Origin of the sequence: Bradyrhizobium sp. HKCCYLRH2015, assembly GCF_051168215.1 — a bacterium.
Lineage (GTDB): Bacteria > Pseudomonadota > Alphaproteobacteria > Rhizobiales > Xanthobacteraceae > Bradyrhizobium.
This window is the reverse complement of sequence record NZ_JBNPUO010000002.1, coordinates 158,065-181,600: the sequence shown is the minus strand read 5'-3', so window position 1 is coordinate 181,600 and position 23,536 is coordinate 158,065. Positions and strand designations below refer to the sequence as shown.

The window sequence follows — 23,536 nt, the reverse complement described above, 5'->3', positions numbered from 1 at the left end:
CCACGCAGACGCCTGCAGTTGCGCCCGTCAACACCGCGGCCGGTGCGCCGGCCGCCGCTGCGCATGCGGCTCCGGCTCAAAGCATGGCACCGAAACCGGTGACGACGGGACAGACATCCACGGCGCCGGCCGTTGCCCAGGCCGCGCCCGCGCCGCAGGTCGCTGCGCCTGCGCCCGCGGCTCCGACGACCAGCGGCGTCGCACCGACGGCTGCGCCGGCTCCGTCTGCTTCCACGCCGCAAGCCGCGGCACCGAGCCAGCCGCCGGCGGCCGCAACGACCGATACCCAGCCGTCGACGGCGGCCGAAGCCGTGACTGACGCGGCAGCGGGCGACAAGGCGAAGGACCAGGCAGAGAAGCCGGCGCAAGGCGGCGCGCAGCCGTCAGCTCACGTTCCGCATGATCTGTCGCCATGGTCGATGTTCCTGGCCGCCGACGTTCTCGTGAAGTCGGTCATGATGGGGCTCGCGCTCGCCTCGCTCGCGACCTGGACCGTCTTCATCGCCAAGACCATCGAGTTCTCCATCCTGCGCCGGAAGCTGAGCAGCGCGCTGCGCAAGGTCGATGACGTACGCTGGCTGTCGGAAGCCAAGCTCGCGCTGGGATCACGGCAGAACGTGCTGACGACCCTGATCGATGCCGCCATGCACGAAATCAGGATGTCGTCCGAGCTGCCGTCTCACGGCGTCAACGAGCGCGCTGCGTCGAGTTTCTCCGAGATCGTGCGTGCCGAGGGCCGGCGTTGCCGGACCGGCATGGGCCTGCTCGCCACGATCGGCTCGATCTCGCCCTTCGTCGGCCTGTTCGGCACGGTCTGGGGCATCATGAACAGCTTCATCGGCATCTCGAAGTCGCAGACCACCAACCTCGCCGTCGTCGCGCCCGGCATCGCCGAGGCGCTGCTCGCCACCGCCATCGGCCTCGTCGCCGCGATCCCGGCCGTGATCATCTACAATCACTTCACGCGGGTGACGAAGGGCTACATGGAGCTCGTGAACCGGTCCTCCGGCGCCACCGCTCGGATGCTGTCGCGCGACCTCGATCGCGGCCAGAGCCATCACGGCGAGCGCTTCGAGCCGATCCACGTCCACTCCGCGCCTCCGATGGCGCTGGCAGCGGAGTAGCCGCATGGCCGTTTCTCTCTCGGAAGGCGATGGCGACGATGATCTCGGCGAGACCAGCGACATCAATGTCACGCCCTTCATCGACGTCATCCTGGTGCTGCTGATCATCTTCATGGTGGCGGCACCGCTGTCGACGGTCGACGTGCCGGTCGATCTGCCGACATCGACGGCCACGCCGCAGAAGAAGCCGGACAAGCCGATCTATGTCAGCATCAAGCCGGATCTGACACTGTTCGTCGGCGAGGAGCAGGTGAAGCGGGCGAGCCTGGTGAGCACGCTCGAGCACATCCCCGAGGCCGCAAAGGACAAGTTCATCTTCCTGCGCGCCGACCGGGGCGTGGCGTATGGAGAGCTGATGGACGTGATGGAGCTGCTGCGGACCGGCGGCTATCCGAAGATCAAGCTCGTGACTGTCGAAGGCGTCTCACAGGCCGCCGCCCAGGCTGCACATTGAAACCAGTGAAACGACGGAACTGAAGAATGGTCGAACACAAGTATCAGGGAGCGTCGCGCCGCTTGTGGATCTCAGCCGCGATCGGCGCCCTCATGTTGCACGGTGGCGGCGCCGCGCTCGCGGTCGTCCATCTCAGCGGCAATGACGTGGACGGCGGCCTCGGCGCGGCCGGCGCCGAATTCGCGCTCGAGATAGCCTCGCCCCAGGTCGAGGACAACGATCTTCCGCCGGGTCCCGACAGCGACGCGGCCGAAGCTGCGCCGGAGCAGATGCAGCAGACCGCCGAAGTCAAGGAGTCCGACGCCGTCAAGGACAAGCCGACCGAAACCGAGGAGGAGGCCGATCGGGTCGTCACGCAGAACGAACCCAAGAAGCCGGAGAAGGAGGAACAGCAGCAGGCGACCCAGCAGGCCGAGGCGTCGGTCGCATCTGCCGCGCAGGAGGAATCGGCCCGCAAGGCGCTGGACGAGGCCGCGCCGCCGGCCGAGACGGCCAAGGCCCCCAATCCGGGAATGGGCAAGGACAAGCAGAAGCTGACCAACGATTGGGGCCGCAAGATCAGCGCCTATTTCGAGCTGCACAAGCGCTATCCGGAAGGCAAGAAGCACAATGGCACGGTCAAGGTGGCGCTGGTGCTGAGCCGGGCCGGCAAGGTGGTGTCCGCGTCCGTCATGCAGTCGTGCGGCGACTCGATGTTCGATGATGCCGCGCTGGCGATGATCCGCCGCTCCGACCCTGTGCCTGCACCGCCGTCCGGACTGACGGACGATCAGTTCAGCTTCAGCCTCGACGTGAACTTCAATCAGAAGAAATAGTCGCGGCCGGACTGCCGCGCAGATCCGGACCTGGCAGCGCTCACGTCGTGGGCGCTGCATTTCATTTTGGAGACTGGAGCCGGGCACTCCCGCTGCGCGTCCACCCGTTGCAGGGGAGCTATACTACACGGCGAAGCCAGAGCGGGAAACTCCGGCTTCCAGGCTTGCGGCCTTGCCCGGGGGATGACTGTTGGCTGCGTCACGACAAGAAGCGCGATCTCCAGGCACGTCCTCAGAAGACCACAGATGCCGCGCGCGGGTGCGTGCCGGGCTGCCGATCAGTACTGCACCCGGGCGCCGACCTGCACCACGGTCGCCGACAGATTGTTTTCGCGGAAGTTGGAGCGCGTCTCCTCGCGCCGGACGCTGGCCCTGAGCTGCAGCAGGCGCGAGAACTTGTAGAGCATGCCGAGCTCGACCAGATAGCGGTTGTCGACCCGCGTCGTGCCGGTGAACGCGTCCTCGCCATAGCCGGCGAGGAACGTGCCGATGAGCCAGGGCTCGAACTGATGCTCGACGCCGACGGTGACGTCGCGCTTGAGCACCCCGGAAATGCCGGGCTCGGTGATCTCCACCACCTGCGACTTGGCCCCCAGCGCGATCGCCGTCTCCTTGGCGAACTGCCATGTCAGATTGGCGTCGGCAATGAAGCCGTTGACCGGCTTGAGCATCGGATCCTGGTAGCGGCGCGTCAGGTAGCCGACGGCGACGTCGCCGGTCAGCTTGTCGGCGTAGTTGAATGTCACGCCGGCCTCGACGGCCGTCCCGGTGGAGTCGCGGCGGAAGCCTTCGGCATCGACCGCGATGTCGTGAACGCGGCGATCGATGGCGACGTCGACGAAGGGGCGGATCTCCGGCGTCAGATTGTAGGTGATGCGGCTCTGCGAGCCGTATTGGACGAAGTTGCGATCGGCATTGCTGACGATCTGGCCGTCGACGAGCGGCGCGTTCTGGAACGCGACGCGGTCGATCGCGGCCTTGGTCGAGACCTCGACCTCATCGAACCGCTTGGTGACGCCGGCGGAGCCGCCGACGGTGGAGGCCAGCGGAATCCTGGCGAACCGGCCGGCGAAGCGCGGCGTGCCGGGATCATCGGCATCGACGGCAACGTGGCCCTCGCCGTTGAGCGCAAACGTATCGGTGATGTCGTAGCGCCCATTCACCTTGGCGTCGACGGTAGGCCTGCTGAGCTGCCGGAGCTTTGCATAGTCGATGTAGCCGACGCGCACATCGGCGTTGAGCAGATGCCGCTCGAACTGAGAGCGCACGAGCAGGACCGGCGCAACGCTGACGAAGGCCGAGCCCTTGCCCTGCGGCACACGGCCGGGATTGCTGTCGAAGCCTGAGGACATTTCGAACGCAGGCTTGAGGATGAAGTTTCCCACCGTGATGCCCTTGGGCTCATAGGGGTCTTCCTCCATCATCGGCGGCTGCGGCTGATCCTGCGGCTTCTGCCCCTTGTTCACCGGCGGCAGCCGCATCTTCGGCTTGTCGGCCAGAACGGGCGGAATCGGCTGTGCATCCTGTCGCGGAATCGGCGGCAGATTGCGCGGCAGCACGCCGCGCGTCGCCGGCGGCGGACTGACGGCGAACGCCAGCGCGTCCAGGCAGCGATTGGGGACGTTCGTGACCGACAACCGGCCCGGCGTCGACAGGCAGCCACCGACCAGAAGGCCGGCTGACGGTGTGCCGAAGAAGCCATTGCGGACAGGCGCCAGGCGCGGCGCCGGCTCACGGCGCGCGGCCTGTGGGAGCGCGCCCGCTCCGGCATCGACCGGAGATCGCGGCCGCGGCGGTGGAGCCTCGTCCTCCTGGGGGGCCGCCTTGGGCTCCGGCTCGACGCCACCAGGCGAAACGATCACCTGCGGAATGACCAGCGGTCCGTTGCCGTTGGCAGGCCGCGCCGGCTGCCGGCGGCGATTGGGCACGACTACCACCGGCCCCCCGTCGGAGGCTCCGGGATCTGCATAGGCTCTCACCTGGCTGCCCGGAACGACGGTCTCAGCGGACGACGGCGCGGCTCCAAGCAGCGTCACGAGCAGCACGGTGATCGCCACCGTCTCCTCCTGACACCGTGAGACGTCGCGACCGATGCCACGTCTGGAAGCGACCGTCTCTCGTGCTGCCCGTTCCAAAAAGCCTCGTCTCCGTCGAGTTCGGCAACCTGCGAAGCGCGGCGCCCGCGGCGTGACGCATTCCGGCATCACGGCGCCGCGGGACCGGAAGCCGGATCACTCGATGATCAGCGCGCCCTTGTTGCCCTGATGGAAATCGTCGAAGAATTCGTAGCGTCCCGGCTTCTGCGCCTTGACCTTCACGACGCCTTCCATGTTCGGCTTGATCACCGTTTCGAACTCCAGCGGCTCGCTCTCGAACTCGACCGGCGCGCCATCCAGATTCTTGACCTTGAACACGATCGGCGTGTTGGCCGGCGCCTTCATCTCCGCCGGCTGAAACTTGTTGTCCTTGACCGATATCTCGATGGTCGTCTCAGCCGCTCCTGCCGGCAGCGCGAACGCCGCGATCAACAGCACGGCGGCTCCCGCTGCCTGTCCCTTCCCAAAGAGATTCATGATTTATGTCCCTGTCCCGAATTCACCCGAATGTGCCGAACGTCTTCCGGCGCTCGCCTGCTTCGACGAGTCTCCGACACTTCATAGAACGACTATGAAGTCCCGAATGCGGCAATTTGCCGTGTCGAAATTTGACAACATCGTTGTGTGCGACAAAGCGCGCGAATTTATTAGTTGTTCGGCGTCGAGGCGCCGCGCAGACGCGTCGGCTCGAGCATCGCCGATGCGCGCCGACCGACAACGACGAACATCAGCGGTCTCCGCGGTCGGGAGCAGCACGATCACCTGAGTTCGCAGCTGTGCTGATATGAGACACGACAGGTCATGCAGCGCCGTCGCGCACGCCGCGAACCACACGAGGCTCACGATCGACCGCTTACGCTGCGTACAGCACCTGCATGATTCTCATGCACCGGCTCATCGAGACGAGTACGAGCGAGATGCACGAAGGAACGCGCTCGCACTGGTCTCATGCGGCATGGACCGCAATATCCGTGTGCGCCCATCCAGCTCGAGCCGTGTGCGGACGAGCCTCGCGCGCACCAGAAATGAAATCAGGCGCGGGCCTGCTCGCCCATATCGCCGGCGAGCGCACACGACCGATGCCCGCCGTCTCATCTGCCGACCCCCAGCCGCCTGTCGTGAACGCTGAGGGATCGCGGCATACGCGCAGGCTTCGCGGCGCCGGGCGCCGGATTCACGCGCAGGGGCGGCAGATCGGGGACGACGGATATTTGCTCCTCGTCCGCCACGGGCTCGGGCTCCGGGCTCTGGCGTGCGACGCTGCGCGCCGGCGCGGCGCGCATGATGCCCGGCACGCGCTTGCGTCCCGTGACCATCGCGCGCATCAGGTTCTCCCGCTGCAGCAAGCTCATCCACACCGTGCCGAGCACATGCACGGCGATCAGGGCGATGATGGCATTGGACGACAGCGCATGCGCCTGCTCGATCCAGCCGACGCCGAAGAACCGGACCGAGACCTGCATGACGCCGCTGATGGTCGAGACGATCAGAAGCGCGAGCATCACGACCAGCATCGCGGCCCCCGCCGGGTTCAGCCCGAGATAGCGTCCCGTCTCTCCGCGCAGCATGCCCACGATATACTGAGGCGCCGCCCGCAGCTTGAGGCTGATCCGCGCGAACAGCGAATGACGGCTGCCGATCAGCCCCCAGATCAGCCTGAAGGCGAGAAGACCGATGACGGCATAGCCCGCGAGGCGGTGCAGGCGATCGAAGGTGTTGGGCGTGACGCAGGCGACGAGCACGAAGGCCGCGAGCGACCAGTGCCAGACGCGCAGCGGAAAATCCCAGACCGCCACGGTCCCCGGACGTGAGTTCGCCGGCGTCGGGGAGGCGACGCTCCGCTGCGCCTGGCCTGCGTCACGCATGACCATCAGATCACTTCGCCTTGGTGTGCTTCAGCGCGAGGTCCTCGGGGCTGTAAAACAGCTCATAGAGCTTGCCGCCCTTGACACCGTAAACCTCGTAGCAGGTGCCCTCGATCTTGGTCTGCCGAACCTCGTAGCCCGCGGCCTTCGCCTTCGCCTCGGCTTCGGCGGTAGTCTTCCACGACGCCTTGTCGAGCCTGGTGCAATCCTTGTAGCCGTCGGCGAGCGCCGCGGAGCCCGACGCCAGACCCGCCGCCAAGACCACGCCTAACAGTTTGATGACCTTCATTATGAAATTCCTCCTCGAAGACTGCGCCATCGGCGCCAACAGCGCTCGATGCGCGGACTACAAAGGGGAGGGAGATTTCAACGAAACTTGGACGTCATCATCCGCGGTGGATGGCCTCGACCACGCAGGCGCGGCTCGAAACGTTCCGCATCCGGCCGCAATGTCGCTGAGATGCGAACTCACATGCGGTTCAGTCAGGATCGAACCATGTCGGCGGGCTGCCGATCTTTTCAGGACGCGGCCACGGGCCCGGCTCCCTGCGCGTTGCAACTGACATTGATTCGCAAGGATGTAGCAGCAACGTCGTGAGGCGCATGCGCTTTGCTCCCGCACAAGGCGCGGCCGGCACTGCGTGCGGGACCACACTCCCGCCCGATTGCCGCTGTGACCATGGTGAGGCGAGAAAGGAACCGACAGCTACAAGGCTGCGACCTTAAGCCTCAGAAAAATTTTCCGAGCGTCGCGCTCGTTCGCACGACCAGGTCGAGATCGGTGGTGGACGATGACGATGCGGCTGCTTGCGAACGGATCTCGCGGCCGTCAGACGCACATACGTGCGGACAGCGGCAGCGCCATCCTGATCCTGGGCGCGGGCGATGCCCTTGCCGACACGGACTGCCGACCGGGAAGGCGAGTCGCTGCAGGAGAACGACGTGTCGGATGCCTCGGCGACGACGTCCCCGCTTGCATCGGGATCTGCCATGGACGCGCGCCCGGACGAGCGACCGTTGCCGGATGGTGGATCGTCCTTGCCGCCATCGCGCGACAAGCGCCGCCCTCAGCGATGGATCCTCGAGGAGCGACCGAGCTTGCGTCCCACGGTCGCGCGCAAGCCGACGCGCATCACGCGCCCGGCCATTGGGAATCAGGGCTATCGCACTTGACGATACAAGTTTGAGGTCGGCTCCTTCCACACCGTCATGGCCGGGCTCCGTCCCGGCCATCCACGTCGTTCGGCATCCTGGGAAGGACGTGGATGCCCGGGACGGAGCCCGGGCATGACGACGTGGAGGCAGCGCAGCGAAACACTCAGATCTTCATATGCGATAGCCCTGGTTGGGAATGGAGAGGTCGTCACTTCGTCCCGGAGAAGACGCGGCTGATGAAGTCGGAGCTCTCGGGGGACTTCGTCATCTCCGGCGACGGCTCGGGCTGGGCCGGCGGCTCGGCTGGTACGGATCGGATCTGCGGTCGGTTTCGGGCGGTGACGCCGCGTGTCGCGCGCGCCTCCTGCTCGCCTCCGTTCGGCTTGCTCACCGTGATCATGATCTTCTCGGAGATCACCGGCGGATCGAAGTTGAGATGCCTGGTGTCACCCAGCACGAGCTGCAGCGTGTGCTTGCCGGGCGACAATTCGATCCGCGCCTCGGTCTCCCCCGCTGCGTAATGAACGTGTTTCTTGTCACGCGGAATCTCCTCGCCGGCCTGCATCGTCTCGTCGACGTCGACCAGAAGATGATGATGGCCACTGCCGGCGAAATCGTCGCCCGCATGGGTGACGCCCATGTTGCGCAGTCCGAAGCGGGCGATGAAGGGTCCGGTCACCGTCTCCCCGTCCGCAGGAGAGATGAAATAGACGCGGGCATCCTTCGCGGCCTTCGTTCCCTTGGCCGGCGCCAATGACGGCGCGAGCACGAGCGACGCGATCAGGATGAAGTGGAGTCGCGCAGACATCGGCAGCATGCAGATCCCCTATGGTGAGAGCGCAACGCGGAAACCCAGCGTCGGATGCCGGATGCGGCCGTCATAGCGATCGCGACTGCCGGCCCGCGCATCGGCCGCGCCGTTCTTCCATGATCCCGAGCGGATGACGCGGGCATAGCTGCCCTCCTCGAGCCAGGCCGATCCATCCGCCGGCGCGCCCCTGTAGTTCTTGTGCCAGTTGTCGGCCACCCACTGGCCGACGCCGCCGCCCATGTCGAACAGGCCGTAAGGATTGGCCGGGACGCTGCCGATCTTCGGCGGCTGATCCGTCTCGGCATCGCCCGTGCCGTTGCAGCCCTTGCAACTGGCCATCCCCGGGCGCATGCGATCGCCCCACCAATAGCGGGTGCGCTGGCCGGCGCGCGCGGCATATTCCCACTCGGCCTCGGTCGGCAGCCGGAACGACTTGCCGGTCGCCTTCGACAGCCAGGCGAGATAGGCCTGCGTGTCGTCGTAGCTCAGGTTGGTGACCGGACGATCATCCGCAACGGCCGCGATGTCGGCGCAGCTTGCCGCCGCGACACACTGCTTCCACTCGCCGATCGTCACGGGATGCTTGCCGAGCGAGAACGGTCGCACGCTGACCTGATGCGACGGCTGCTCGGACTCGTCGTCGCCGCCCATCGCAAAACTGCCGCCGGCGATCGCAACCAGCTCGGGCACGAGCAGCTTCGGCTCGGCGTCCGGCGCCGGCGGGATCGCCGCGGTGCCGGATGATCGCGCCAGCGTTGCCTCGAGTGCAGGAGCCGGCTGACGCGGCGCGATGAAGGCGCTGGACGGCGATCGCGCAACGTCCTGGGGCGCGCTGGCGGCTTCCAGCAGGATCCGGCGCGGCGGAGGCAGCGGCGCGGCGGACTGCGCCTCCTGCTGCGAGCTCGATGATCCTGACCCAGGCGGCGCCTGAATCAGCAGCCTGATCTCGCGTAACGGCAGCAGCACGCCGCCGAGGAAGACGATGCCGAGGACCCCGACGCCGAGCGCTCCGCGGATCAGCTTCTTGCGACTTCCTGGAGCCGGTGCGAGGAGGACGTTCAGCCGGCCGCCCTCACCCGTCTCCTCCTGATCATCGTCGCTGCCGTCGTCCCATCTGTCCGGACCGGACGCCGCCGGCGCAAGCGACGGGCGCACCGGAGAGACTGGCGCAGCTTCTCGTCGAGCCGCACCCTCCGGCTCTGCGGTCTCCCATTCGGCATCGAGCGACTGCTCGAGCGCGCCGCACATCATCAGCAGCAGCCCGCCTTCGCTCTTGCCGGTCCAGCGCTCCTGCACCTCGGGACACTCGACCTGATCCTCGACGCGCAGGAAGCTCGGCGGACGCATCGGGCTGAGCGAGACCTGCACCGTGCGGCCGCAGCGCCGGCAAGCCACCGCGCGGGAATCCTCCGGCAGCGCATCCTCGGCGAGCTTGGGAGCCCGCAGCCATTGCAACGCTGAACTCTCGCTCATGCTGTCCTCGCTCGTGATGCCCGCCAACCCCGTTACTGACCCCAGCTGGCGAACACGTCCTTGAACACGCGGTCGCCGTCGGATCCCTTCTCGATCGACAGCAGCGCCCGGTTGCCGCCCTCGTAGACGATCGGAATGTCGAACCACTGCTTGCCCTTGAGAAGCAGCAGGTTGCGCTTGGTGTCGACCTCGTTGGCGGACAGCGCGACCATGAAGTATTTCGGTGTCACCCGGGCGGTCTGGGTCACCAGCGCCGTTCCGCGCTCGGCCTCCTCGCCCTTCAGGCCGATGCCCCTCAGGCTGGTCAGGCCGCTCACCGACTGATCCGGCCAGTCGAACTTGAGCTCCATGATGTGGCTCGCCGGCATCTCCATGTCGGCGTTCCGCCGCAGCGAGATCGTGGCCTTGGTGCCGTTCTCGATCTCGATCTCCCCCTTGATCGCCGGCGCCGCATCGACTCGCGGCCCCTTGCTCTGCTCGATCGACCAGGTGACCTTGCCAGGATAGCGCTTGCCCTTCGGATCCTGCGGATCTTCGTGATAGAGGAACGCCTGCGCCGGCGTGCTGACCGGCACGCTCATGCCGACGGTGGCATGCTCCTCGGCCGCAGCGGCGATCACCGGCTTGGCCTCCGGCGTGATCCGCTCGGCATTGACCTTGCGGGCGCCCGGTTCGCTCGGCAGCGCGGACGCTGCCGTCGCACCGCTCAGGGCCGGCTGGATCCATTCCGACGCGCGCTCCCAGGACACCGCCGCACCGACGATCGCCAGCAGCCCGGCCGCGGCAACTGCCATCACGCGCCGGCTCGGCACACGGCGGCGTGGTGCCGCGGCGTTCTCCGTCGCCTTGAACGCCATCTCGACGAGAGAAGGGTGAATCTTGATCTCTGCCGCCAGCGTTACGGACTCCGCAACAGAGGCTGGAGCCGCGGCAGCGGCGGCAGGCTCAGTGGTGGCAGAAGCCGCTGCCGCAGCGGATGTCGCAACGACGCCTGTCTTCACGGGCTCTGCCGACGCGGCGCTCGTGGGCTTCGCGTCGATCTCTGCTGTGACCACCTTGCTTTCGCCAGGGCGCTGCGGCACCGCGAGCCGATCGGCGACAATGATCGGCGCTTCGGCGACGATGGTCGCGCGCGGTTGGGTCGGCTCGACCATGGCCGGCTCCTCGACGGCCGGAAGCTCGGGCGGAGCCGAAGCCGGCGTCACGATGTCCGCGGCCGGCTCGCGCGGCGGACGCCGGCGCAGAACGCGAATCTCCGGCGAGGGCTTGGGCGCAGCCGCGCGGATCTCGGCACGCTGCGCTATCGCGGGCGCGCTCGGCTTGCCCGCGGCAGACGTGACGATGTCCGTCCCCGAGCGGCGCGCCATCGAGAGATATTTCGCGACAGTGGCGATCTCCTCTTCGAGCGAGTGCGTCGTGATGACCTGCCGCGGCTGCGGCCGCTGCTTCGGCGCCGGCGCAGCCGCGCGGGCCGGCCGCGGCAGCTCGGCGGCTGGTGCATCGGCCGATCTGGACGTATCGGCGGGCAGCAGCTGAGCTGTGACCGAGGCCGCCTCGACGCCGGCAGGGCGCGCACGCAGCTCGATCATGCGATCGGGAAAGAGGATCGCGGCGAGATCGCGCAGCGAGGCACCCGGCATCAGCAGCCGCCGCAGCGCCGGCGGCAGGCTACGCAGCGCGGTCGTCTCGGTGCGTTTGACAACAGTATCGTTGCGGCCGGCTTCGACCAAGGTCCCGTCGTCGTGACGCGCGTCGCTGATCAGAACCTTACGGGCCCGCAGCATCGCCGTCAGTTCGCGCAGATCGGAGCGCGAGGCGTGGTCGACGACCAGAAGATCGAAGGTGCCGATCCGGGCCGGCAGCAACTCGGCGACACGCCAGGCCGGCATCACGTGACAAGGAATCTCCTCGAGCCAGCCGTCCAGAGACCTGCGCGCGGCAAACCGAAGCCGGCGCGCGGTCGGACCGGAGCAGGCCGACGCCATCTTCTGCATCGAGTCCCTGAACCGCTTCACCGCTTGCCTGACGGCGCCGCCCGCATTCTGCGCGATGGCCAGCGACATGCGGGCACCGATCACCGCTTCGAACAGGGCGAGCGAGCGCGTCTCAAGCCGCGCGCGCTGAGCCGCGAGGTCATGCAGCAGCTGCCGCTCCTCCGGACTTTCGATCCGCATCAGCACGGCCCAATTCCACGCCGCCACCCATTCCGCGAGCGTCGTCGCATCCTTCGCCTCGCCCGCGGCCGGCGCGGACCGCAGTCGCTGCGCCAGACTCGGCGCGCCCGCTGCAGTCGCCATCCGGCAGGCGGTCCTGACGAGTTCGTAGTCCGGGCTGGCCTCGCGGATCTTCTCCATGGTTGCGAGAATGCCTGTCCACCGCGTTTCGAGCTCCTGGGGCTCCGTCTCGGCGTCACCGACCCGCGACAGCACGTCATCCTGAACAGAGACGGCGAGTTCTCCCGCCCGGGCGAACAACTCGCCCAGGCGAGCGAGCTCGACCAGCGGTCCCGATACGCGCGTCATGACGGTCCGGATCGCCGCGCCGAACGCGGCCAGCCGCTGTGCATCGGCCAGCATCGCCCTGACGTCGCCGTCCGGCATCGACAGCTTGGAGCAGGCATCGGCCACGTTGCGGACGGCGAGCGCGGCCGTCACGACGGCGGCCTCGACGCTCCTGACGATGTGCTCGAGGTCATCGAACGCCCGCGCCGATTCCAGTTGAAGCGCGGGTGCATCGATCTGCGTTGCGATCGACGTCCAGCGCGCACGCAACGCATGCAGGTCGTGACGCCACAGCAGGAAGCGCCCGACATATTGCCAATCCGCCGGCTTCGACGGCGCGGCCCCGTCCACCGTGATGGCCTCGACGGCGGCCTTCAGCGCGCGGCGCGACGGCGAGAACCGCGCGAACGGCTTCTCGCCGGCCGCAAGCCGCTCGACCACGCGGATCGCATCCCTCCTGGTGAACGCCTCGACCGGCGCCTGCACCTGGCGCCTCGTGAATTCGGCGCTTCGGGACAGCTGGAACGACGCATCACGCGCCCAGCCCACGACCTTGTCGAGAGCCACGGGCTCGTCGGCCTTGGTGGTGCCGAGCGGCGACAGACGCGCGAGCCAGGGCGCCTCCGCGATGGCGCGATGGCCGGCCACCAGCGCATCGAGATCGGCCGCCAGGCGGTTGGTTGCGTCGAGCCCGAAGGTCGCAATGGCGTCGAGCGCGAGATCCTCGTCGCGGCCTGCGTCCGACGTCAGCCCTGCCTGGTGCTGCAGCTCCGCGTGCAGACGCAGGATCGCGGCAGTGTCGGGAAGCGCCGCGAGCTCTGGCAACTCGACATCGATGTGCTTGAGATCACCGGCAAGCCGCAGCCGCGCCTCGCGTGCCTTGTCGACCGCCGTGACGAGCGGGTCGGTGGCCGCGAGCAGGCGCTTCGGCCGGTCGGTGAACCAGGCATGCGCCTCCTGTTCGCCGATCAGCGCCTTGAACAGATCGAACGGCAGCTCCGGCAAGCCGCCGGCGAGCCGCAGGTTGCGCTGGACGATCTCGGCGATCTCGTCGTCGAGCGATGCGATCTGCGTGCGCTTCGAGATGATGTCGCGTTCGAGCCGGCCGATCTGGCCGACCTGATCGCGCAGATTCGGCGCGTCCAGGATCGATTGCAGCCGGCCCGCCAGGGCTTCGGCCTTCCTGAGCACGTCCTTGTCGGAGCCGGTCGAGCTGACGGTCAGCTCGCGAATGGCCGGCGGCAGCTTCTGATGCAGCAGGGAAAGTGCAGCCTCGTCCCTGGACACGACGAGGACGCGCGAGCCGAGCGCGAGGTGATGGCAGACGACATTGACGAGCGCCGTGATCCGATCGTCGCGTGCGACAGACTGGACCATCAGGCCATCCGACCGCGACAGCTCGCGCACGACCTCGACATCCTCCGCGACAGCTGGCAGCGGGAAGAACAGATCACCCTGCTCGACCGCGGCAGGCTTTGGCGCAGGCGCAATGTCGATCGGGCCCCCGACGATGCCGGACAGGTGCCGGCGCGCATTGGCGTGGCCACGTCCATCCGGCTGCGAGAGCAGCGCGTTCACGGCTCCCGACAGGCAGCACTCACTCTGCGGCGCATGCTCGATCGCGGTCTTGAGACTGTCGATGTCGCGCAGGGCGAGGCTCTCCGGCCGCCGCCGCGCGGATATGACCCAGCGTCCCGCCGCGATGGCGGCCTCCATGGCCGGCGTGCCGTCCGACGACACGGGATCGCGCGACGTCCTGTGACCGGATTGCACGCCTGCGGCGCTCAGGATCTGATCGGTCCCGATCGGCGTGAACGGCGACAGCTCTGCGCGCTGCTCCAGCGCCTCGACCAGGCGATCCGGCTTGTCGCGCACGGCAAGCGCGGCGTCCGGCGCCACGGCATCGAGCGCCCTCAAATTGACGGTTGCGCCGACGAAGCGCGGCCGGACCCTGACCTCGGCATCCGGGCGCGCGATGATCTCGATCTCGACCGCGCGCTCGAACAGCGGCAACTCGAATTCCCGCCCGCCCTGCCGCCAAGACGACAGCGCGACGCCCCACATGACCTCCATGACCTGATCGGCGCCGGCCGTGGCCGCCATGTCGCGCAGCCGCTGGTGGATCGACATGGTCCGGCGGCGCATGCGCTCGGTGTCGGCCCAGGCGGTCCATGGCCCGCTGATATAGCGCTCGATCCGCTGCACGAGGTCAGGACGCTGCTCCAGGCGCAGCCGTCCAGTCCAGGCGCCCAGCTCCGGGGCCGGCGAAAAATCCTCGGGCCGCGCGTGGCGGGCAAAGGTGAGGCGGTTCTTCTCGATCTCATCGACCGTGACCACGATGCTCTCGTGCGGCGATGGACGGCGGTCGGGGTCGGACGACGGCTCGACCCAGGTCTTGAGATCGTAGTCGATGGCAGGCGGCTCCGTCGCGGCAAGCGCCTCGACGGCGAGCCAGACCGGACCGTCGACATCGAAGGTATTGATCACCACGCCCGGCAGGCCCGCCAGCTCCTCCTGGTCGAGCGCGAAGCCATGATCGTCGGCGAATGGATGATCCGGCTGACGCTCCGCCGGGGAGCCCTCGGCACGAATGATCTCGGTCAGACTGCCGAGCACGTCCTGCAACGGCTCGACGACCGATCCCATGCCGAGTGCTTCGCTCGTCGAGGACGCCCAGGCGTCGGTCGGCGACTGCGGCTCCAGGGCTGCCGCGCCGATAGCACCAAGCAGCCGCATGCCGTGATCGGCTGCACTGCCCTGCGCCTTGCGATCGCCCGCGCCGGCCTCGTTGGGCCGCACATTCACCAGCTGGCTCATCGCGCAGATCCTTCTCTGAAGTCGGCCGCAACGTCGGCGGAAGCTCGGCGAGAGGCTGACCGACAAGGATGGCCCTGCGCATGATCACGGAGCGCCGGGCGATCGGAGAGTGGGTTCAGAGTGGACAAGCTTGCCTCGCTGCAACGTCGACGGAACTCCCGACTCGTTGCGGAGGGGTATGGCGAAGTGAGGTCACATCAATGACCCGACAGGTAGATGAATGTGACGATTCTCGCTCCCGTCGGAGAATCGGGAAAAAATCCCGGGTCATTCGATGAGGAAAATCGCGCCTAAGAAGTTTGTTAGTCTTGGCTTTTTGTGTAGCGTCGCGCGCGTGGCCGACAACAAGCTTGGGTTGCGGACGAATACGCTGGAATGTGTCTAAGAATACTTCTAACGCTCAAGAAGAAATATCGAGACGCATGCCGAACGCCCGATGTCCACGCCGCAGCACGGCTGCGGTCCCTGTTCGACCACGAGCCCGCCGCGTATGCGGCTCGCTTGCAGGGGGGCGGCGCCACAAGCATTGGCGCCAGCGTGCATGGCACCGCGTCGTTCCCTCCCCGAATACGGTGATTGTATCCGACCGAAACGGCGTCGCCGTGCCCCACACGATGGCCCGCCAAAGAAGCCCGGGGATGTCGCCGGATCCCATGCGTTGGCTCTGCAGCCGACGCGGCTTGAAACACCCTCGAAGCTGAAGTAGCTGTTGTTGCAATGACATCGACGTCGTCCAGACGTTTCCCGATCGATGGGGCCGGGACTGCATGGTGAGGCAACGGACGAGGGCTGCGGCCGCATGCGGTGCCGTGCTGTTCACGCTGGTTTCGCTGCCGTCGCGCGCGCAGTCGCAGACTGCCGGTACAGCCGAGCGCGAACCTGCGTCGGTCAAGCTTTCCGCGACGCAACAAAAGCAGATCGGGCTCCAGACCGCCGTCCTGGCGGCGGAATCCCATCCCGAGCAATTTCGCGCCTACGGCACGGTACTGGATGTCGCCAGGCTGACCGATTTGACCAACAACTACGCCAATGCGCAGGCGCAGCTGCAGACGGCGCAAGCGAAGCTCGACGTCGCAAGACTGGCGTTCGAGCGCGCCCGCGACCTCGTGCAGTCGGCGGCCATGCCGCGCAAGGACGCCGAGGCGGCGGAGGGCACGTTCCGGACCGATCAAGCCTCCCTGGCCGCGGCGGAATCGCAAGTGAAAACCTTGATGGCGACGGCGCGGCAGGAATGGGGCGCCGTCATCGGCAAAGGCATCATCGAGCGCTCGCCGCAGGTCGTGCAACTGATCGAACGCGAGCAGTTGCTGGTGCAGGTCACGCTGCCGCCCGGCGTCACTCTGGCCGAGCCGCCGCGCGCCGCGCTGGCGCAGGCGCCGACCCGCAGCGTCAACATCGATCTGCGCTATCTGTCGGCTGCGCCGCGAACCGATCCGCGCATCCAGGGCGTGAGCTATTACTTCGTCGCCGCCGGCGACAGCGGATTGCTGCCGGGAATGAACACCACCGCCTATGTGCCCTCGGGCAAATCGTTCGACGGCGTGTTCATCGAGGACACGGCGATCGTGCAATGGCAGGGCCGCTCATGGGTCTATCTGCGCGCCGGTCCCGATCTCTTCAAGCGCCATCCGATCCGCACCGATCAGCCGGTGTCCGACGACGACTATGTCGTGCAGGACATTCCGTCGGGCTCCGAGATCGTCCTGCGCGGCGCGCAGGTGCTGTTGTCGGAGGAAGCCAAGAGCGAGCTGCGCGGCGGCGGCGACGATGATTGACGGGGTTCGCGGCGCCGCGGCCGGCCCCCAGGCGGCGCTGATCTCGTTTGCCATCCGCTTCCGCGGCATCGTGCTGGCGCTGGCCTGCACTGTTCTGGCCTATGGCATCTTGTCGCTGGGCAGCGCCAACTATGCCGTGTTTCCCGAATTCGCCCCGCCGCAGGTCTCGATCCAGACCGAGGCGCCGGGGCTCAGTCCCGAACAGGTCGAGGTGCTGGTCACGCAGCCGATCGAGACCGCGATCAACGGTCTCGCCGGTGTCGAGAGCATGAGGTCGTCGTCGATCCAGGGCCTGTCCGTCATTTCGGTCATTTTCCAGCCCGGCACCGAGGTCTACCGGGCGCGGCAATTGGTGACCGAGCGACTCGCGGTCGTCGCCGGCAGCCTGCCACAGGGCGTGCGGGCGCCATCGATGACGCCGCTGGTGCCGGCGGCCGGCACCGTGCTGGCGATCGGGTTGACCTCCGAGCAGCGCTCGCTGATGGATCTGCGCACGATCGCCGATTGGACCGTGAGCCGGCGGCTGCTGGCGGTGGCGGGCGTCGCACAGGTCACGACCTATGGCCGGGACATCCGGTCGCTGCAGGTGCAGGTGCGATCCGACGACCTTGTCCGCTTCGGCGTCGGCATGAACGATGTCGTCGCCGCCGCGCGCAAGGCCACCGGCGTGCGCGGCGCCGGCTTCGTCGACACCGCCAATCAACGGGTCATCCTGCAGACACAGGGCCAGTCACTCACACCCGAGCAGCTGGCGCGCACGGTCCTGCTGCACCAGGGCGGCGCCAGCGTGGTGCTCGGCGACGTCGCGACGGTCGTGAACGCGCCGGAGCCGCCGATCGGGGGCGCGCTGATCAACGGCCGGCCCGGCATCATGATGATGATCAGCCAGCAATTCGGCGCCAACACGCGCAACGTCGCGGCGCGCGTCGAGGCCGCGCTGCGGGAGCTGCGCCCGGCGCTCGACAGCGAGAAGGTCAAGCTGCACGCTGATCTGTTTCGTCCGGCGACCTTCATCGATGCGGCGACGGAGAACGTGCTGTTCGCCTTGCTGATCGGCGGCGCCCTGGTCATCATCGTGCTGTTCCTGTTCCTCTATGATTGGCGCACCTCCGTCATCAGTTGCACCGCGATCCCGCTGTCGCTGTTCTCGGCCGTGCTGGCCCTGCAGTGGATGGGACAGAGCCTGGACACGATGACCCTCGGCGGCCTCGCCATCGCGATCGGCGAGGTCGTCGATGATGCCGTGATTGGCGTCGAGAACGTGGTGCGCCGGCTGCGTGAGAACCGCGTCCTGCCGTCGCCGCGCAGCGAAGCGCGCGTCGTCTACGATGCCATGCTCGAGGTACGCAGCGCGGTCGCCTATGCGACCTTCGCCGTGCTCCTGGTGTTCGTGCCGATCCTTGCGCTGCCGGGCCTCGCCGGCCGGCTGTTCGGTCCGCTCGGCATCGCCTACATCCTCGCGGTGGTCGCCTCGCTGATCGTCGCGCTGACGGTCACACCGGCGCTGTCGATGCTGCTGCTGGCCGGCCAAAAGCCGCGCGAGGAACGCGAGCCGCCACTGGTGCGCTGGTCGCGCCGCCACTACGAGACGCTGTTGCGGCGGCTCGGCCGGTTTCCCAAGTCGGTCATGCTGACGGCTGTGCTGGTGACCGCCGGCGGCGCAAGCCTGGTGCCGTTCTTCGGCGGCACCTTCCTGCCCGACCTGAAGGAAGGCCACCTGATCCTCCACGTCTCGACGCTGCCGGGGACCTCGCTCGACGAATCGCTGCGGCTGGGCACGCTGATCGCCAAGGCCTTGCAGGGCGTGCCGGAGGTCCGCAGCGTGGCGCAACATGCCGGCCGCGCCGAAGCCGGCGTCGATACCGCCGGCACGCATTCGAGCGAGATCGAGGTCGATCTGAAGCCGGGGCTGTCAGGCGACCAGCAGGAGCTGGCGCAGCAGCGCATCCGCGCCGCGCTCGCCAACTTCGCCGGCATCAACCTGTCGATCAAGACCTACCTGACCGAGCGCATCGAGGAGACGCTGTCCGGCTTCAACGCCGCCGTGGTCATCAACGTGTTCGGCCCCGATCTCGACGATCTCGAGCGCGCGGCGCGCGACATCGCGCGCGAGCTCGGCGAGGTCTGGGGCGCGATCGACATCCAGCAGCAGTCGCCGCCGGGCATGCCGCAGGTCAACGTGACCCTGCGCCCGACCGATCTGCAATCCTGGGGCCTGGACGCGGTGGAGGTGCTGGAGCTGATCCGCACCGCCTATCAGGGCGACGTGGTCGGCCAGGCCTATGAAGGCAACGTGGTCTTCAACGTCATCGTCAAGCTCGATCCCGATGCGACGGCACGCCCCACCGAGATCGGCAACATGCCGATCCGGACGCCGAGCGGCGCCTACATCCTCCTGAAGCAGGTCGCGGACGTCTATGGCACCGCGGGGCGCTATGTCGTGCTTCATCGCAATGGGCAGCGCGTCCAGACCGTGACCGCCAACGTCGCGGGGCGCGATCTCGAATCCTTCGTGGCCGCGGCCAAGCGGAAGATCGCCAAGGAGGTCAAGCTGCCGCCGGGCGCGCATGTCGAGTTCACCGGCGCGGCCGAGGCGCAGGCCAAGTCGCGGCGCGACCTGCTGGTGAACTCGCTGCTGGCGACGATCGGCATCGTGCTGCTGCTGTCCTTCGTCACCGGGCACTGGCGCAACCTGGTGCTGGTGCTGATCAACCTGCCGTTCGCCTTCGTCGGCGGCGTCATCGCGGTCGCGCTGACCGGCGGCGTGCTGTCGCTCGGCTCGATGGTGGGCTTCGTGACGCTGTTCGGAATCGCGCTGCGCAACTCGATCCTGATGATCTCGCATTACGAGCATCTGGTCATCGCCGAAGGCCGCGCCTGGACACTGGAGACCGCGATCGCCGGCGCCGCCGACCGCCTGGTGCCGATCCTGATGACCTCGCTGGTGACCGGCCTCGGCCTGCTGCCGCTCGCCCTCGGCGCCGGCGAGCCGGGCCGCGAGATCGAGGGACCGATGGCCGTGGTCATCCTCGGCGGACTCCTGACCTCGATGGCGCTGAACCTGCTGGTGCTGCCGACCTTGGCGCTGCGCTTCGGCCGGTTTGCGCGCGGCGTGCACGCCCGCGGAGATGTCACGGCGAGCTGATCGTGGGCGTTAGACGTCCGCGACGTTCGCCGCACGTGGCTGCTCGACGCTTCACCGTGCGGGCCGGATGAAGGAGATTAACTTCCGCCCCGTGTTGACGAGCTTGCCTCTGGTCAACTGCAGACCTTCGCGACCGAATGACCGGCATCCGCATTCAGCCCTTTACGGACATTGGTCGGTTGCGTAACCTAGCATCCCAGGCATTTTCCGTCGAGGTTGTGAGATACCCAAAGTCCGGGGGACCTTTATGGCCACACCTGAGGAAGACGAGGTTTTAAGATACTTCGATAACATTAAGCCTCGGAAAGAGGATAAGGGCGCCTTTTGGATCGGGGTTGGTTTCTTGCTCCTAGCTTTGTGCGTCCCAGCCTATCAGGCATTACTCTGGCTCCAGTCTGGTTACTGGACGGCACTTCCAATTTCCTACGGCGTTCATTTTCTAGGCTGGCGCGTGCCACTAACGTCATGGGCAGGCGCACAAAAGATTATTGATTGGCTTTTTGACTTGCCGCTGTGGAGCATTCCCGCCTTCATGGCCTTCGGTTGTTTCTCCGCCTGGAAAGAGACTACCTAAGTCTTTGCCGCGAGCCGTACGTAGTACTTGAGGAATAAAATCCCGGATTCAGTCGACCTCGATCAGTAAATGCAGCTTTTGGCTGCCCTCCTCAAGGTGTGCAATCGTTGCTGAGGAGCAACCGACCATGGCGAAAACGTTTAGGACGACCAGACGAAAGCACGACAACGCTCCGTTCCAAAAGGCGACGCATTGCATCTTCTGCGGCGCGCCTCAGATGAACGGAGAGCACATTTTCTCGCGCTGGTCGCACAAGTTTTTGCCCTCGCGATCCATGAAGAAGTATGACGTTGCGAGGGTTGACGCCAAGCCCACACAATCAGATCGTTTTCTGATTAAGCGCACCGGCGACATCCGTGATTGGAAAGTTCAAAGCGTTTGCGAGACGAACTGCAACAATGGGTGGATGCGTCGGGTAGAAAATTTAGCTCGACCAATCATGATTCCGCTGATCGACAGAGACGCTCTCTTGCGTGGCGAAACGACGCGCGTCCTGCCACACCAACAGAAGATCATCGCAACGTGGGCGGTGCTGAAAGCCATGGTTGCTGAATTTGACGCACATAGCTGGGCTACGACGCACCACTCTCAGAGAAAGTATTTGATGAAGCGATTGACGCCACCAGCGCACGGATGGGCCGTTTGGATTGGGGCCTATCTTCGCGTTAGTTGGCCGACGCACTGGGGTTCGTCGCCCTTTTTATATCTGTCGCCCAAGCAAGAGGCGCGGCGCGGCGCGAATCTCGCTGCTACCTTCTACAATAGCCACAGTTCCACACAGGTTATCGGATCACTCTTCATCCATGTATTGCGCTCACCAGCGCATGATTATATTGAAACCTGGAAGTTCTCCCCGCCAGACGGAGGATCCATTTTTCGCATTTGGCCTCCGAGCGATGTAAGTATCAGTTGGCCGGGGACGATTATGACCGACCGCGATGCCGACTATGTGGCGACAGATCTGTATGATGACTTATTGCGGAAGGTCGCTCCTCTGATCAAGGAAAGCATCGAAAGTGCTTCGACGGCGAGATCGGGAGCCACGCCGTTCTGGCGTTGGCGGGTGTAATAGCTATTGCGCACAGTTGACCGGTTTTAGTGTCCGCGTCGCCTTATCCTTCCGACCCACAATCAGTAAGCCTATTAGCCCTGAAGACTGCATGTCCGTTTGTCGCCCAAGGCCGCCGACTTGTGCGATGCAGCAAGTCGCTGGCGATCTGAGGCACAGCGGCGGCGGCGCTGACCGATCCGGGAGGGCAGCGAGCAGCTCTTAACGGACGTTGGTCGGCCACTCTCACATCGATTAAGGGCTGACACAAGCGCCCGAGTAGAGGCCGTTTCCACGCGGTCATTGCTCGATTTTCCGAGCCTCTCGCGGCCGCATGCCTTCCAGCTTTGGACCTAGAGCAAACCGCCTGGAGGATAGTCGTGCAGTGAATCCAACGGGCAGGAGTTCTTGTACGATAAGCGACAGCTTGATCATGGGCGGCAGCGACGACCCAATACTGTACTGTTCCATCTTGTGCGCTCGCCTCGACAGTCGGCATTCCTACCTTGACGTTGGGCATTGTGTTGCTCCGTGTGTTGCTCCGTCAGACGCCTTGCCTATTTTACGTTTAGACATGGAGGATGTACATCCTAAGCAGGTCGTAGGGCGGATCATGATCCGCCCACCTGCGGCGGAGTGCGATGGAATTCGTATCCTCAAAGCCCGAATGTTCCTACTGCTATCCCAAGAGTCCCCCGATGACAGAAACGATTGATAGCGCCAGCGCTGCGACTTCGACTGTGTTTCTTGGCCACAACGGCGAATGGTGGGATTTTTGGCTAATTATTTCGGTGATATTTGCGGCGTTAGCCGCGGCAGCAGTTGGTATTGCAACGACCGGGTCTATAGTTTCACACAAGAGGGAGGCTGAAAGTGCCGAGAAGGCACTAGAGGTTTTCAAGCTCAATACAGAAAAACGGGTTTCGGATTCCAATGCGCGCGCAGCCGAAGCGATCTCCACAGCGGAATTGGAGCGTTTGGAGCGCGTCAAACTTGAGGCAAAGCTGGCGCCTAGACGGCTCTCTAGCCAACAGCGGGATGCTATTGTTTCTGTATTGGTAAATGTTCCGAGCCCTCCCACAATCGCGGTCGTTTCCAGATTGTTAGACGCTGAAGGAAATGACTTCGCCGACGATATTTTCGACGCTCTAGTCAAGGCCGGATGGCATGCGGAGCGTTTTCGAAATTGGACAATGGGCGACAAGGGGTTGTTCGTGGCGACATTTGAGGGCACGACTATTAGCTCGCACGATCCTACAATTGAAGGGATAACGAGAGCCCTTGCATCTGCTGCTCTTGATCCCAAGCGACTCCTCGTCGCTGCCAACCAAAACGCAACTATGAGCCCGTATTTTCAGCAAAACGTTCTCTATATCTTAGTTGGAACAAAGCAATAGATCGTCAGCGTCCGGAACTGGTTGAGGGGCAGTACGGAGGCCGCGGACTGCCCCCATGATGTCCGCAATTCGCCCTTCTCGGACCTTCCGGCCGCCGCCAAAGACGTCGGCCTGCTGGGCTTGAGCGGATATGCTTCTCGAGACTCGCGCGGGCCCGGAGCCGGGCGCGCACGACTGACAACAACACCTCCGATGCGATGCGCCCAGAAGCTAATTTTGCTCACCGCCTCAAGCACATCACCCTTGTCCAGTCCTCCCACGAAAAATATTCCACTTTCGTTTTTCAGAAAAACATGATTGACTACCCGCATCCCGTCCCGCCATGAGGGGCGCTTCGCGATCGTCACGAGACGTGGGTGCGGGATGCGGTGGGTGCATCGGATCGCAGCGCGAGCAATCGTGCGGACGAACGAGCCCGATGCGCCGGCGAAATCGTAGGGTCCTGCCCTCCCGGTGCTGAGGCCAAGCGGACGGTGACGATGATCC

At 65.7% G+C, this 23,536-nt stretch carries 15 protein-coding genes; 8 read left to right on the top strand and 7 right to left on the bottom strand.

Translation table 11 applies throughout. From position 1 onward, the window contains the following. Positions 1-83: 83 nt before the first annotated feature. Genes exbB through ACQR1H_RS04905 form a run of 3 tightly spaced genes read left to right on the top strand, consistent with a single transcriptional unit; the run spans position 84 to position 2,393 of the window. Complete coding sequence (exbB, locus tag ACQR1H_RS04915; protein WP_434907233.1) at positions 84-1,124, top strand: tonB-system energizer ExbB; 1,041 nt, start codon at positions 84-86, stop codon at positions 1,122-1,124. A 4-nt stretch (positions 1,125-1,128) separates the two neighbouring features. Beyond that, entirely contained in the window at positions 1,129-1,578 is a 450-nt protein-coding gene (gene exbD, locus ACQR1H_RS04910) for a TonB system transport protein ExbD (RefSeq protein ID WP_315736414.1), read from the top strand. A gap of 26 nt (positions 1,579-1,604) precedes the next feature. Then, positions 1,605-2,393 carry an energy transducer TonB gene (locus ACQR1H_RS04905; RefSeq protein ID WP_315802679.1) on the top strand — a complete coding sequence of 263 codons (789 nt, stop codon included), beginning with the start codon at positions 1,605-1,607 and terminating at the stop codon, positions 2,391-2,393. A gap of 278 nt (positions 2,394-2,671) precedes the next feature. Here the strand turns inward: ACQR1H_RS04905 and ACQR1H_RS04900 are convergent, their stop codons facing one another. The 7 genes from ACQR1H_RS04900 to ACQR1H_RS04870 form a co-directional block, all read right to left on the bottom strand. Then, positions 2,672-4,450 carry an outer membrane beta-barrel protein gene (locus tag ACQR1H_RS04900; protein WP_434873572.1) on the bottom strand — a complete coding sequence of 593 codons (1,779 nt, stop codon included), beginning with the start codon at positions 4,448-4,450 and terminating at the stop codon, positions 2,672-2,674. 174 nt (positions 4,451-4,624) lie between these two features. Continuing rightward, positions 4,625-4,966, bottom strand: coding sequence for a cupredoxin domain-containing protein (locus tag ACQR1H_RS04895; RefSeq protein ID WP_315802677.1), 342 nt, complete (start codon positions 4,964-4,966; stop codon positions 4,625-4,627). Positions 4,967-5,580: 614 nt separating this feature from the next. Beyond that, on the bottom strand, positions 5,581-6,354 hold the full coding sequence (locus tag ACQR1H_RS04890; protein ID WP_315802869.1) for a cytochrome b/b6 domain-containing protein: 774 nt from the start codon (positions 6,352-6,354) through the stop codon (positions 5,581-5,583). A 10-nt stretch (positions 6,355-6,364) separates the two neighbouring features. Then, on the bottom strand, positions 6,365-6,643 hold the full coding sequence (locus ACQR1H_RS04885) for a PepSY domain-containing protein (protein ID WP_315802676.1): 279 nt from the start codon (positions 6,641-6,643) through the stop codon (positions 6,365-6,367). Positions 6,644-7,717: 1,074 nt separating this feature from the next. Beyond that, positions 7,718-8,326: a DUF4399 domain-containing protein gene (locus tag ACQR1H_RS04880; RefSeq protein WP_316217218.1), complete on the bottom strand. Its 609-nt coding sequence runs from the start codon at positions 8,324-8,326 to the stop codon at positions 7,718-7,720. 9 nt (positions 8,327-8,335) lie between these two features. Next, positions 8,336-9,793, bottom strand: coding sequence for a formylglycine-generating enzyme family protein (locus tag ACQR1H_RS04875; protein ID WP_434873573.1), 1,458 nt, complete (start codon positions 9,791-9,793; stop codon positions 8,336-8,338). 32 nt (positions 9,794-9,825) lie between these two features. Further along, a complete protein-coding gene (locus tag ACQR1H_RS04870) occupies positions 9,826-15,111 on the bottom strand; it encodes an AAA family ATPase (protein WP_434907232.1) in 5,286 nt (1,761 codons plus the stop codon). 767 nt (positions 15,112-15,878) lie between these two features. Here ACQR1H_RS04870 and ACQR1H_RS04865 point away from each other — a divergent pair. The 5 genes from ACQR1H_RS04865 to ACQR1H_RS04845 all read left to right on the top strand — a co-directional run bounded on the left by ACQR1H_RS04865 (position 15,879) and on the right by ACQR1H_RS04845 (position 23,050). After that, positions 15,879-16,886, top strand: coding sequence for an efflux RND transporter periplasmic adaptor subunit (locus ACQR1H_RS04865; protein WP_434907231.1), 1,008 nt, complete (start codon positions 15,879-15,881; stop codon positions 16,884-16,886). Next, on the top strand, positions 16,879-20,031 hold the full coding sequence (locus ACQR1H_RS04860; RefSeq protein ID WP_434907230.1) for an efflux RND transporter permease subunit: 3,153 nt from the start codon (positions 16,879-16,881) through the stop codon (positions 20,029-20,031). Before ACQR1H_RS04865 ends, ACQR1H_RS04860 begins: the two co-directional genes overlap by 8 nt. A gap of 247 nt (positions 20,032-20,278) precedes the next feature. Beyond that, a complete protein-coding gene (locus tag ACQR1H_RS04855; RefSeq protein ID WP_434907229.1) occupies positions 20,279-20,605 on the top strand; it encodes a hypothetical protein in 327 nt (108 codons plus the stop codon). A 127-nt stretch (positions 20,606-20,732) separates the two neighbouring features. Further along, positions 20,733-21,674 (top strand): hypothetical protein, encoded by a 942-nt coding sequence (locus ACQR1H_RS04850; RefSeq protein ID WP_434907228.1) that lies wholly within the window; start codon positions 20,733-20,735, stop codon positions 21,672-21,674. Between the two features lie 677 nt (positions 21,675-22,351). After that, positions 22,352-23,050: a hypothetical protein gene (locus tag ACQR1H_RS04845; protein ID WP_434907227.1), complete on the top strand. Its 699-nt coding sequence runs from the start codon at positions 22,352-22,354 to the stop codon at positions 23,048-23,050. The last annotated feature ends 486 nt before the right edge of the window (positions 23,051-23,536 follow it).

Bases quoted from the DNA above. Each gene is read 5' to 3' on its own strand.
- ACQR1H_RS04885 (WP_315802676.1), bottom strand. From the start codon at position 6,643: ATGAAGGTCATCAAACTGTTAGGCGTGGTCTTGGCGGCGGGTCTGGCG.
- ACQR1H_RS04855 (WP_434907229.1), top strand. From the start codon at position 20,279: ATGGCCACACCTGAGGAAGACGAGGTTTTAAGATACTTCGATAACATT.
- ACQR1H_RS04845 (WP_434907227.1), top strand. From the start codon at position 22,352: ATGACAGAAACGATTGATAGCGCCAGCGCTGCGACTTCGACTGTGTTT.
- ACQR1H_RS04865 (WP_434907231.1), top strand. From the start codon at position 15,879: ATGGTGAGGCAACGGACGAGGGCTGCGGCCGCATGCGGTGCCGTGCTG.
- ACQR1H_RS04875 (WP_434873573.1), bottom strand. From the start codon at position 9,793: ATGAGCGAGAGTTCAGCGTTGCAATGGCTGCGGGCTCCCAAGCTCGCC.
- ACQR1H_RS04870 (WP_434907232.1), bottom strand. From the start codon at position 15,111: ATGAGCCAGCTGGTGAATGTGCGGCCCAACGAGGCCGGCGCGGGCGAT.
- ACQR1H_RS04880 (WP_316217218.1), bottom strand. From the start codon at position 8,326: ATGCTGCCGATGTCTGCGCGACTCCACTTCATCCTGATCGCGTCGCTC.
- ACQR1H_RS04905 (WP_315802679.1), top strand. From the start codon at position 1,605: ATGGTCGAACACAAGTATCAGGGAGCGTCGCGCCGCTTGTGGATCTCA.
- ACQR1H_RS04890 (WP_315802869.1), bottom strand. From the start codon at position 6,354: ATGCGTGACGCAGGCCAGGCGCAGCGGAGCGTCGCCTCCCCGACGCCG.
- ACQR1H_RS04895 (WP_315802677.1), bottom strand. From the start codon at position 4,966: ATGAATCTCTTTGGGAAGGGACAGGCAGCGGGAGCCGCCGTGCTGTTG.
- exbD (WP_315736414.1), top strand. From the start codon at position 1,129: ATGGCCGTTTCTCTCTCGGAAGGCGATGGCGACGATGATCTCGGCGAG.
- ACQR1H_RS04860 (WP_434907230.1), top strand. From the start codon at position 16,879: ATGATTGACGGGGTTCGCGGCGCCGCGGCCGGCCCCCAGGCGGCGCTG.
- ACQR1H_RS04850 (WP_434907228.1), top strand. From the start codon at position 20,733: ATGGCGAAAACGTTTAGGACGACCAGACGAAAGCACGACAACGCTCCG.
- exbB (WP_434907233.1), top strand. From the start codon at position 84: ATGGCACCGAAACCGGTGACGACGGGACAGACATCCACGGCGCCGGCC.